Source organism: Eubacterium ramulus, from assembly GCF_045002895.1.
Classification (GTDB): Bacteria; Bacillota; Clostridia; order Lachnospirales; family Lachnospiraceae; genus Eubacterium_I; species Eubacterium_I ramulus.
Map to the genome: position 1 here is coordinate 2,648,325 of NZ_CP173382.1, position 13,086 is coordinate 2,661,410.

The following is a 13,086-nucleotide window of genomic DNA, read 5'->3' on the forward strand; positions in this document are numbered from 1 at the left end:
ACAGACTGATTAACCAAGTACTACCGGGTTATAAACTGCATTGTAATAAAGCATAAAAAATCCACAATAATCATCTACGCTGAAGCTGTCACCCTCATATTCCATACCAGAAAATACCTGACCATATGTGTTACCATATGCACTTTTCTGATTTACGGCAAATCCGGTAATCGTATAACTGTCATCAATAATATTCAGATAATGTCCTACATTCGCATAATTGCCCTGATCGAAGTCCGCTTTTTCCTGTGTATACCATCCGTCAAACGGATCCCAGAAGGAAGGTCCCCATGCAAGGTTCTCTCCAACGTTAAAGACTCCGATATGATCCATCGCATATGCAGATGCATTGGTATCATACTCTGCAATTGCCATCAGGCTATTTGATATTTTTAGTTCCTGAAGACCATGAGCCTTTCTCAGCTCATTGCACTCTAAGATTCCGTAAAGCGCCTGTCTCATATTCTCCAGAGATGTCGCATCATCTGCTGCTCCTATGACCGTATACTGATCATAAGCATAACCACATTTAAACAGGCCGCTAATCGTCGGATTGATCAGCTCCAGAAATCCCACACTGCCTTTTCCGATCTGTTCATCTATACAGAAAGCCTCTCCATCCAGAACGAGATAAGTACTTCCCAGATATTTCACGCCACCGTCGTAGCCAAAGTTGACCTTGCCGCCCCAGATACACCAGTTTCCTGAACTGTTAGATGCGATTCCGTTAAAATCAAAGTCTACTTTGCCACCACGGATGCAGAACCAGCCTGCATCATTGCACTCAACACTGTTACAGTTGAAATCAACCTGACCGTTGACGATTCTCCACCAGCCATACTCATTCGGAGCAATTCCGGTATAAGAATAGTCCACCTGACCATTCCGCACATACCACCAGCCATATTCACTGTCTACCACGCCGGTACAGCCAAAATCAACTGCTCCGTTTACAATACGCCAGCATCCAGCATCATTGAATCCGAGCCCTGTATAAGAAAAATCAACCTGACCGTTTCTGAGATAAAACCAGCCATATTCATTTGACTCAACGCTGTTGCAGGTAAAATCAACCTGACCGTTGACGATTCTCCACCAACCATACTCATTCGGTGCAATTCCTGTGTAAGAATAGTCTACGTGACCGTCACGGACATACCACCAGCCATACTCACTGTCTACCACACTGGTACAGCCAAAATCCACGGCTCCATCCACGATTCTCCAGCAGCCTGCATCATTAAAGCCAAGTCCGGTATAGGAGAAATCAACTTCTCCGTTTTTGACGTACCACCAGCCATAGTCATTATCTGTCACACCGATGTAATCCTTATCCACTTCGCCTTTTTCATTTGCATAATACCATGTTGTACGACCATCCACAGTGATATATTTCAGCGAATAAACATCCTCCTGTTCATCCGCTTTTCCGGAGTCATCCACATCATCCTTCGTGTTTCCGGCACTCATAACTTCAGCATTTACAGCTTCTTCATTCGTTACTTCATTCTGTGCCGCGTACACCGGAGTCATCGCCGGTGCTGCGATACCTGCCGCAGTAACGACAGCACACAATACGGCAAGCAGTCTTCTGTTTCTTTTTTTCATGTCTTCTCTCTCCTTTCCTTTTTCTAAACCATTAATTTTCACTTGTTTTTTCATTATAGCATAGAAAATACGAAATCAAAAGGTTGCAATTTCTATCGCTCCATTTCTTCTATGCAACATGTATGTTCTCTGGTTTTACGGTCATAATTAATTCCTACCAGCAACAGATTTCCGTGATATTCTTCCAGACTGCGGCAATACTCTTTTTCTTTTATCTGCGTGATCGCCCCTCTGGCAGTCTTATCCCATTTCAATTCCACGACCAGTGCCGGTTTCTCCGAAAACTTCTTCCGTGGAATAAACACAAGATCTGCAAATCCTTTTCCACCAGGAAATTCTCTGTGCACCGTATAAAAATTTCTTGCTGCATACAAAGCAAGCGATACCGTATAACTCAGAGCATTCTCATCATTATATTGGATATGTGATGTTTCAAAATGCGCCTGCCGAATTCCTTCTGCCACCTGCAACGGTCGATTTTCCCAGATAGCCTGCAGCGTGTCCGCAGAATTTTTCAAACCTTTGGAGACTTCTCCCCAGTCAGATACAGACACTGCATTCACATACTCTGACCGAATCTCTCCATTTGGAATAAATACAGCTTTATTATCGCTGTCATATCCGAGATAGCCAAGATGAATCAGCAATGTCAGCACATCATCTTCCGACCGGAATGTCGTCATGTCATTCGTAAAACTTCCGATATTGACAGGAACCTGATTTCCCGCAATCATACTGAGTACATCATCTTTCAGGCCGTCAAAATTCATATCAATATACACCTGCAATGCCTCAAATGTCTCCGTCTGATTCCAGTAATTCCCTATCTTTCCGAGACGCATACAGCTTACAACCGAACGCGGACTGTACACTGATAAAGCTTTATCAAAAGAATATCCATCGTACCAGTTTTTCACTTCCTCAAGCTCCATGTCGTACTGACCGCACAGTTTCTGAACTTCTGTTTCTGTAAAACCAACATAAGACGCCAATGGTCCCGGCTCAATCATCGAAAACTCATCAAACATATTCAATGCAGAATGTGTTCCATATTTTTTTATCGGTAAGATTCCTGTCATATAGACCAGATGAATATATCCTTTATCTTTCAGCAGATCCCGTAAGAAATCAAGATACCATTCCTGCGTCTCCCGATCTGTTTTATATTCCCGGAACACACAATCCCACTCATCGATGATCACTACAAACGGGCATTTCGTCTGCTGATAAACATCCTGCATCGTCCGTGTCAGATTGGAAGTATCAAAATACCGAAACTCCGGATATTCCCCCAACAAATCCCACAATACGCTTCTGCGAATCAGAGAGATCATTTCATCGATATTTTTACTCTGACTCAGAAACTCCTGCACATTCAGGAAAATCACATCATACTGATTCAGATATGTTTCAAACTGATCATCCTCAGCGATCTCAAGATTTTGAAATAATTCTTTTGAATCACAGCCACGGCTGTAATATGCTGAAAGCATATTGGCGGCCATAGATTTTCCAAACCGGCGTGGCCGGCTGACACAGATACATTTTTGCTGCGTGTGTATCACAGAATTGGTATAGGTAATCAATCCCGTTTTATCTACATAAATATCAGAATTAATACTTTCCTGAAATTTACTGTTATCCGGATTCAGATATGTTCCCATCGTATAGCCTCCTGACGCAAAAAATCTTCTGCTACTTCTTCTGCTAACTATTGTAGCATAGACACTCTCAAATCAAAAGTCTGGAAAAAGGAAAAATCGCTACATTCCGATATATCTTTATATCAAAATGTAACGACTTTTCATTTTTAACTGCTAACTACAAATCTGCAACATAGGTTTATCAGATTCCAATTGAATATATCAATCGTTAACTGATCAGTATCTGAAGAAGACATTTCCGCTTATGAGGCCGATGGATAATCTGTTTTTCTCAGATTCTGATATAGAACGTAAAAAAATCTCCGCCGCTGTTTTTCAACAAACGACGGAGATTTTTATCTCATTCCATAATTATTTATCTTACAGATATTTCTTTAATACATCAACTTTGTCAGTTGCTTCCCAAGGAAGATCTACATCTGTACGTCCGAAGTGTCCGTAAGCAGCTGTTGCTTTGTAGATCGGTCTTCTTAAGTCAAGCATTTTGATGATTCCAGCCGGACGAAGATCGAAGTTCTCACGAACGATCTCAACCAGTTTCTCATCAGACAGTTTGCCTGTTCCGAATGTATCTACCATAATGGATGTCGGCTGTGCTACACCGATTGCGTAGGAAAGCTGGATCTCGCATTTGTCAGCCAGACCTGCTGCAACGATATTCTTTGCAACATAACGTGCTGCATATGCTGCAGAACGGTCTACTTTTGTACAGTCTTTTCCGGAGAAAGCTCCGCCGCCGTGACGAGCCATTCCACCGTATGTATCAACGATGATCTTACGTCCTGTCAGACCTGCATCACCGTGCGGTCCACCGATTACGAAACGTCCTGTCGGGTTGATGAAGAATTTTGTCTCATCATCGATCAGCTCTGCCGGAAGGATCGGATCGAATACATATTTTTTGATATCCTCATGGATCTGCTCCTGAGTTACATCATCATCATGCTGTGTGGAAAGAACAACAGCCTCTAATCTCTTCGGTGCACCGTTCTCATCGTACTCTACGGAAACCTGAGTTTTTCCGTCTGGTCTTAAGTAGCTTAATGTGCCGTCTTTACGAACTTTTGTAAGCTGAAGAGCCATTTTGTGAGCAAGAGAGATCGGGTAAGGCATTAACTCCGGTGTCTCGTTTGTTGCATAACCGAACATCATACCCTGATCGCCGGCACCTGTATCCAGATCGTCAGTCAGTGCACCCTCTTTTGCTTCCAGTGCTTTGTCAACACCCATAGCGATATCAGCGGACTGCTGATCCAGAGCAACCATAACTGCACATGTATTTCCATCGAAACCTGTCTTTGCATCATTGTAACCAATCTCGTTTACAGTCTGACGAACGATAGACGGGATATCAAGCTGTGCTTTTGTAGTGATCTCACCTGTTACTAATACGAAACCTGTACAAGCAGCTGTCTCGCAGGCAACACGGCTCATCGGATCCTGTGCCATGCAGGCATCCAGAATTGCATCAGATACGGCATCGCAGACTTTGTCCGGATGTCCCTCTGTAACTGACTCAGAAGTAAATAATAATTTTTCCATAATTATCCTCCGTTCTTTCTCTCTCATTCTAATCTAAATTGAAACATGTGAACTCCCACTGTTCACGTTATTGCAGTCATACTTTATGTATCATACATTCGAAAGTAGCAAAAGTCAACCAACAGATTCCCCCGAAAATGTTGAACAAATCGTCAAAAAGCTGGAAAAATCCATATTTTTTCATCTGATCTATATGGAGACACAAGAAAGTGTGCTATCACACACTCTCGCGGACAAAAGCATCAACAGCACATCTTTCTTGTCCGCGCCGAGCACGCTTGCGAAGCAATCATTTCTTCTCGTGCGAGTGTGCATTGTTTGCACGAAGTGCTTTTATTTGATAGGAAATTCAACGTAATTTCCTATCAAATAAAAAGCGGGCAGTCCATATTGCCCGCCCGCCTGCTATTCATTTTTCTCACTTCTGCCGGATATCAGTCTTCTGTCACGGATCAGATTTTTAACCGGAACTGCTGAATCTCTTTCTCAGAACTTACCTTTTCCATCATGCCGCCAAGGCCTCTGAATTTCTCATCAAACGCCTCATATCCACGTTCAATATAGTAGATGTCGTCTACGATAGTGATGCCGTCGCCTGCCAGTCCTGCAATGACCAGAGCTGCGCCTGCACGAAGATCCGGTGCGCTGACTCTCGCGCCGGTATAACGCTCCACACCGTTGATGATCGCGATATTACCTTCCACTTTGATATTGGCACCCATCTTCTCCAGTTCATCCACATATTTGAAACGGTTCTCGAAAATGCTCTCGGTAATGGTGCTTGTTCCCTCGGAAACACCCAGTACCACACCCATCTGTGGCTGCATATCTGTCGGGAAGCCCGGATACGGCAGTGTAGTCACCTGCGTATGATGCAGTGGATTCTTTGCGATGACACGCACTGCATCATCAAACTCCTGAATCTCACATCCCACTTCGATCAATTTCGCACTGGTTGCCTCCAGATGCTTCGGAATGACATTTTTTACTGTGACATCACCATGTGTTGCGGCTGCCGCAAACATAAATGTACCTGCCTCGATCTGATCCGGAATGATAGAATATTCCGTCTTGTGCAGTTTCTCAACACCGGAAATACGGATCACATCTGTTCCGGCTCCGCGGATATTAGCTCCCATTCGGTTCAGGAAATTTGCCACATCAACGACATGCGGCTCTTTCGCTGCATTCTCGATGATCGTCTTTCCCTCTGCCATAGCTGCTGCCATCATGATATTGATGGTGGCTCCTACGGAAACCTTATCCATATAAATATGGGTACCACAAAGGCGGTCTGCCTTCGCTGCTACCAGACCATGGTGAATGTCAATCTCCGCACCCATAGCACGGAATCCTTTCAGATGCAGGTCGATCGGACGGCTTCCGATCGCACATCCGCCCGGCAGTGCTACTTCTGCATCTTTATATTTTCCAAGTAAGGCGCCCAGAAGATAATAGGACGCACGGATTTTTCTGATGTATTCATTATCAACGCTCGTTTCATGAATGGTTGAGCCGTTGATCTTTACCGTGTGAACGTCGATCCGCTCGACAGTCGCACCAATGTTCTCGATTGCCTGAAGCATGACATTGATATCACGGACATTTGGTAAATTATCTATTGTAACGGTTTCGTCCGTCATCACTGCTGCGGCAAGAATCGCCAGCGCTGCATTCTTTGCCCCGCCGATTGCCACATCTCCGACTAACGGATTTCCACCTTTAATTACATATTGATCCATTTTGCACCTCTATGCTATATATTTAAACACGCTATTATAACTATATCTTAAAAAAATTGTCAAGAAAATCTTTCATTTTCACCTATTGTATCATGAAATTCTCTCTTAGAAAAGAAACTTTGCTTTATTTTATTCATCTTCAGCCTTTTCGGTTCCATTCTTTTCTTTTAATGCCTGTAAAACAGCATCTAATGTCTGTTCTACATTCAGTTTATATTCATCCACAATGATGTCGGCATATTTTTCATATAAGACCACACGCTCTTTGTACAGTCCGGCTAATGTCTGACCCGGTTTCAATACAACGCCACGTCCTTTGATGTTGCGCAGCCGACGCTCCAGTGGCTTCAGATTCTGTTTTAGATATACGATTGTTCCGATGGAACCAAGATGCTCCATCGCTTCTTTTCCATACACGACGCTTCCGCCGGTCGCAATCACACTGTGTGTTGTCCGGATCTGGCTGTTTACACGGTTCTCCACTTCGATAAAACCGTCCGTTCCCTTCTCCTCGATGATTTCCCGGAGCAGCTTGCCCTCTGCTTTCTGGATCAGCAGATCTGCATCAATAAACTCATATCCAAGAACTTTTGCCAGAACGACACCGATGGTACTTTTTCCAACACCCGGCATGCCTATTAAAACAATATTTTCCTTTTTCATCTCTCAACTAAATCTTTCTCTGTAAACTTCTATCCTGTAACCCGTGAAACAAAGCGGACAAATGTCCGCTCTGTCTGTTTTATCTGAATTTCTGATATCCGGTCTATGATCTTTCCAATGTACACCTTCTGATCTGTAAAACCGGCATCTTATTCTGCTGTCGCGCTGGAATCGCTGTTGTCCGCAGCAGGCGGTGCAGTAAAGATATTATCAAATTTCACTTTCGCCCACTCATCCTCATCAACTTTGATCTTTACAGCGTCTTTGTATCCATCCGTTACATCCTGATAAAGCTGATCCTGACGGTCACTGATGATACTTTCTTTCTTCTTTTCTGTTGCATCTGCATCAAACTCGCTGTCCAGTCGGATGATATAATAACAGTCGGCACCCTCGATCAGACCGGATACCTGTCCGGCTGTCATGCTGTTTGCCGCTGCGATGACCGCATCACAGAAACCGCCATCTGCCTCGCTCTTTTCATCGCTTCCATAAGAATATGTCTTTACATCATAGGAATATTCTTGTGCGGTTCCATCAAAATCGCTCTGTGCTTTTTGTGCTGCATCGTCTGCATTTTTCTTCACTACAGTGGTCTCATCTGCGCTATAAGTCTGCTGTTTGCCGCTCTCATCCGTATAAGTTGTCAGACTGATCTTCATATAACTGAATGTTCTCTGTGCTGCTTCCTCATCGGATACGTTTGTATCAGCAGTCGCGCTGATGGCTGCCTTCATTCTCTTCTCTACTGTCTGCAGATACAGATAACGCTCTACATACTCCTGTGTAGCTCCCACTTCTTTGAGTGCTGCTTTGGAGTTGTCAGACATAAACTGCTCTGCTGCTTTTTTGATGGCTGCCTGATCTTCCTCTGTGATCTCCACACCGTAATCTGACATATGTTTCTCCAGCAGATACTGTGTCTCAATGCTTTCCAGTACACTATCCTTTATAGATTCCTGCATGTTCTTTCCATCCTTTGCATAGGAGTCATTTGTCCAGTAGTCATCTCCATAATAAGAAGCAAAAACACTGTCATAACCGGCCTGCTGAATACGTGCCGCAAAGTTTGCATATCCCATTGTCACTTCGATGGCATCTTTGTCATCACTTGTCATCGTAATTGCCACTGCATCTTTGTTCACGCCACCGCATCCGCTCAGACTCATCGTTCCAATCATGGTACTCATCAGGATAATTGCAGCAAATTTCTTAAATCTCATGGTTTCCTCCATCTATAACGGTCATCAGCTTCCTCGTATGTTTCCACCGAAAATCTGTACCGCATGTGATATTATGTCTCTTAATACTATTTATAATTAAATTCTGTCTGTTTTCCGATATCCGGCCTGTGCATGATATAATGATTCAAGTCGAACGCACGTGAAACCTGGTGCATCACTCTGGTCAGCGTAATCTGACATATTCCTCTCAGAATCACTGCACATAGCGGATACTTTCATTTGTCAAGTATAACGTAGATTCCCCGTCACCGCAAGGTATTTTTACATTACAAATCCTGCTCCGTCAACAATTCCCGGCAGTCTGCCAGCACACGACAGATCACCTCAATCGTATCAGGACTGTTTTTTTGTTTTCGATAATAAAAATACGGTTCTTTTTTATCCGGAACAAAAGACAACAATGGTTTATTTTTCTCCACCACCAGCGGAATGTTGCTTCCATTTACTTTCGCACGTTCAAACATCCGGAAGATAATGTCATTGGAAGACTCTTTGATTTCCACAAAATACAGGCTGTGAGCTTCTGCTTTCAACTGTGCCACTCGCAGCAGATTCTGTACCGGCCGCGGCGGTTCTCCAAAACGGTCGATCAGTTCATCCAGCATCTCATCCTTTTCTTCCTCATTTTCAATGGCTGCGATCCGCTTGTAAATATCCAGCTTCTGATATTCATTTGCGATATAACCGTTTGGAATATAGGCATCCAGCTCAATATCGATGGATGTCTCAAAGGATTCTTCCACTGCTTCTCCCTTTGCCGTTTTTACCGCTTCATTCAACATCTTGCAGTACAGATCATATCCGACGGCTTCCATATGACCATGCTGCTGCTCACCCAGCAGATTCCCGGCCCCCCGGATTTCAAGATCTTTCATGGCAATCTTGAACCCGCTTCCCAGATCGGTAAATTCCCGGATGGCAGACAGCCGTTTCTCTGCCACTTCTTTCAGCATCTTATTTCTGCGGTACATCAGGAACGCATAGGCTGTCCGGTTGGAACGTCCAATCCTTCCTCGCAGCTGATACAACTGGGATAGTCCCAGATTATCCGCATCGTGAATGATCATAGTATTGACATTTCCGATATCCAGTCCGGTTTCAATAATAGTAGTCGACACTAGCACATCCACTTCCCCGTTCATGAACTGATACATCACGCGCTCCAGTTCCCGCTCACTCATCTGACCGTGCGCATATGCCACTTCTGCATCCGGCACCAGTTCTGCAATCCTTGCTGCCACTTCTGCAATCTGGTTGACCCGGTTGAATACATAGTACACCTGACCGTCCCTGGCCATTTCACGCTCAATGGCTTCCCGGATCATTTCTTCATCATATTCCATAACATAAGTCTGGATCGGCATACGATCCTGAGGCGGCTCTTCCAATACACTCATGTCACGGATACCGATCAGACTCATATGCAGCGTTCTCGGAATCGGGGTTGCTGTCAGCGTCAGCACATCCACATCCTTTTTCATCTGTTTGATCTTTTCTTTATGTGTCACGCCAAACCGCTGTTCCTCATCAATGATCAGCAGACCGAGATTTTTGCACTCCACATCCTTAGACAGCAGGCGGTGGGTTCCGATCACGATATCCACGGTTCCACGCTTCAGCCCCTCCAGAGTCGCTTTCTGCTGCTTCGGAGTACGGAACCGGCACATCAGTTCCACATTGATCGGAAAATCCTTCATCCGCTGTGCAAATGTATTGTAATGCTGCTGTGCCAGAATCGTCGTCGGCACCAGATAAATAACCTGTTTTTCCTCCTGCGCTGCTTTGAAAGCCGCTCGGATTGCCACCTCTGTCTTGCCAAAACCAACGTCACCGCAGATCAGACGATCCATGATCTTCCTGCTTTCCATATCCGCCTTCGTCGCTTCGATGGCAAGACGCTGATCCTCCGTCTCATCATATGGAAACATTTCCTCAAATTCCCGCTGCCATACCGTATCCGGTCCATACTCATAGCCTTCCTTACTTTGCCGGATGGCATACAATTCCACCAGTTCCTGCGCCACTTCCTGTACCGCTTTCTGTACCCGATGCCGGGTCTTTGTCCACTCCTGTCCGCCCAGACGGTTCAGCTTCGGTTTCTTCGCATCCGCACCGGCATATTTCTGGATCAGATCAAGCTGTGTCGCCAACACATACAGATTGCCGCCTTTGTCATACTCAATCTTCATGTAATCCCGCATGGTCTTGTCGACTTCGATTTTCTCTATGCCGCGGAAAATACCGAGACCGTGATTCTCATGCACCACATAATCTCCCGGTTTCAGTTCGGAGAAACTCTGGATATGCTCACCCTCGTAAATCTTCTTTTTCTTTTTCCGTTTCTTCTTTTCCCCACCAAAAATGTCGGTCTCTGTCAGCACGACGAATTTGATATCCGGATATTCAAATCCGCGTTTCAGCTTGCCATACAGCACCATGACTTCTCCCGGCTGCACCGCACGGTCTGTATCAGTCGTAAAAAATGCATTCAGTTCCTCCTGTCGCAGATCCTCCGCCATACGCTCCGCACGGGTCCGGGAGCTGCACATGAGGATCACCCGGTATTTGCGTTTTTTATAACTTTTCAGATCTTTGGAAAGCAGTTCAAAACTGCTGTTGTAAGCATTGACAGAATGCACCTGGAAAAAGCAGCTTTGCGCCGGTGTCAGTCCCTCTGCCCGCAGTTCCATGGCCGAGATCAGGATACAGCCAAACTGCTGTATCTGTGCTGTCACCGTCTGATGGGTATATAGAATATCTGCCTGTCCCGGCAAAATATAGCCTTTCTCCAGACGCTGCGTCATACTCTGGGAAAATTCTTTTTCCACTGCAGACGCTTTCTCCAGACAGCGAGCCGGTTCATCTATAAAGATCAGCAGTTTCTGCTCCTGTGCCTTGGCACAACGGGAGGCAAACTCCAGAAATCCCACAGTATCCTGATAAAAATACGTCAGATAACTCTCTGCCGCCCTGAGGCTTCCAAGTTCCTCCACCTGCTCTTTCAGCAAATCTACCGCTTCCTGTAACCGGTGTGCTTCCTGGGTTTTCATCTCCTTTCGGAAACGTTCTGTGATTTTTTTTCCATCCTTTATAATGCGGTCCAATCCTTCACTTTTCTGCTCCCCTGTCAGCACAAGTTCCGCTGCCGGATACACCACGATCTCTTCCATGGTATCCACGGAACGCTGGCTGTCCGGATCAAAAGTACGGATGGAATCTACCTCATCCCCCCACAGTTCGATACGGTAAGGGAGTTCCTCCGTCAGTGCAAAAATATCCACGATACCGCCACGGATGGCAAATTCGCCTGGTGTTTCTACCTGATAGACACTTTCATAACCCAGCCCTACCAAACGTCTGCGCAGCACCTCCAGATCTACCGTATCCTCATTCTTCAGCCGCAGCAAAAATCCACGCAGCACTTCCGGCCGCACCAGTCGGTCCAACAATGCATCAAAAGTAGTGATGATGGCCGCATCCTTTTCCTCAAACAAGGTCCTGAATGCCTGCATCCGCTCCTGCGTCAGTGCATTACCACGGATATCCGACTGATAGAACAGAATATCCTTTGCCGGAAAATATACCGCTTTCCGGTCAAAATACCGGTAAGCATCCAGCAGTTCCCGTGCCTTCTGTTCATTAAAAGTAACAATGACACGCATACCCCTGCCATTGTTCCATCCGTACATCATATGTGGTTTTTGTGCATCCATACAGCCGGTTGCCGAGAGCACCGTGCCCTCCTCTGCCGAGGCCCGCTCCAGTTCCTCAAAACTGCCCAGTTCATGCAGCGGACTTACAAAAGCATCCATGTCATTCCTCCTTTACATTTATTCAAGAATGCCCCCGGCATTCTTACTGCGAGATGCACGTCATGCAATGCATGACATATTTTTCTGTGCATCTCTGCAAGTCTACACTCTCGTTATTTCTTCCGATTATATCGGTTCATTGCCTCATCAGTTCTGTCCTGAACCATTAACGTAACAGCATCCACAGCCTCTTTCACTGCATCGTCGAATTTTTCTCTGTCCTCCGGCGAAAACCGTCCCAGCACATGATCTGCCAGATCCCAGCCTGCCGGCTTTTCTCCCACACCGACTTTAACCCGGGCAAACTGATCCGTCCCGGTTTTTGCAATAATATCTTTGATACCGTTGTGTCCGCCCGCACTTCCTTTTTTCCGGATCCGCAGATTGCCCGGGACCAGACTGATATCGTCAAAAACAACAATCAGATCTTCCATCGGATCCAGCTTGTAAAAATTCACCAGGGCACTGACACTGTCACCACTGAGGTTCATATACGTCTGCGGTTTTGCCAGCATCACTTTCTGCCCTTCAATATAACCGGTTCCGCAAAAAGCTTTCCCTTTTCGTAAATTCAGTTCAATTCCATATTTATCTGCAATGGCATCAATAACATCAAAACCTGCATTGTGCCGTGTTTTTTCATATTTTGCGGTTGGATTTCCAAGTCCTACGATGAGGTACATTTCTATTTTTCCTCCTGTTTCTTTTTGGTCGCATCTTTATTTTTTCTTTATTTCTTGCAAATCAAAAAGAAAGAATCCTGTGCAATGCAGGATTCTCCTTCTGTGCAGTTGTGGATAGTATACCACAA

8 protein-coding genes are annotated in these 13,086 nt (G+C 45.1%); all 8 read right to left on the bottom strand.

What is annotated here, in order from left to right:
• Positions 1 to 9: 9 nt before the first annotated feature.
• The 8 genes from ACIRUQ_RS12410 to pth all read right to left on the bottom strand — a co-directional run bounded on the left by ACIRUQ_RS12410 (position 10) and on the right by pth (position 12,958).
• Positions 10 to 1,608 carry a CAP domain-containing protein gene (locus ACIRUQ_RS12410; protein WP_055289318.1) on the bottom strand — a complete coding sequence of 533 codons (1,599 nt, stop codon included), beginning with the start codon at positions 1,606 to 1,608 and terminating at the stop codon, positions 10 to 12.
• A gap of 92 nt (positions 1,609 to 1,700) precedes the next feature.
• A complete protein-coding gene (locus tag ACIRUQ_RS12415; protein ID WP_022036717.1) occupies positions 1,701 to 3,272 on the bottom strand; it encodes an AAA family ATPase in 1,572 nt (523 codons plus the stop codon).
• A 360-nt stretch (positions 3,273 to 3,632) separates the two neighbouring features.
• Positions 3,633 to 4,814, bottom strand: a complete 1,182-nt coding sequence (gene metK, locus ACIRUQ_RS12420) for a methionine adenosyltransferase (RefSeq protein WP_022036716.1) — start codon at positions 4,812 to 4,814, stop codon at positions 3,633 to 3,635.
• Positions 4,815 to 5,266: 452 nt separating this feature from the next.
• Positions 5,267 to 6,556: a UDP-N-acetylglucosamine 1-carboxyvinyltransferase gene (locus ACIRUQ_RS12425; RefSeq protein WP_021738525.1), complete on the bottom strand. Its 1,290-nt coding sequence runs from the start codon at positions 6,554 to 6,556 to the stop codon at positions 5,267 to 5,269.
• 129 nt (positions 6,557 to 6,685) lie between these two features.
• Entirely contained in the window at positions 6,686 to 7,219 is a 534-nt protein-coding gene (locus ACIRUQ_RS12430) for a shikimate kinase (RefSeq protein ID WP_055289320.1), read from the bottom strand.
• Positions 7,220 to 7,368: 149 nt separating this feature from the next.
• Positions 7,369 to 8,442 carry a peptidyl-prolyl cis-trans isomerase gene (locus ACIRUQ_RS12435; protein WP_055289322.1) on the bottom strand — a complete coding sequence of 358 codons (1,074 nt, stop codon included), beginning with the start codon at positions 8,440 to 8,442 and terminating at the stop codon, positions 7,369 to 7,371.
• Between the two features lie 287 nt (positions 8,443 to 8,729).
• Entirely contained in the window at positions 8,730 to 12,275 is a 3,546-nt protein-coding gene (gene mfd / locus ACIRUQ_RS12440; protein WP_055289324.1) for a transcription-repair coupling factor, read from the bottom strand.
• A 113-nt stretch (positions 12,276 to 12,388) separates the two neighbouring features.
• On the bottom strand, positions 12,389 to 12,958 hold the full coding sequence (pth, locus tag ACIRUQ_RS12445; protein ID WP_022036710.1) for an aminoacyl-tRNA hydrolase: 570 nt from the start codon (positions 12,956 to 12,958) through the stop codon (positions 12,389 to 12,391).
• Positions 12,959 to 13,086 lie beyond the last annotated feature (128 nt).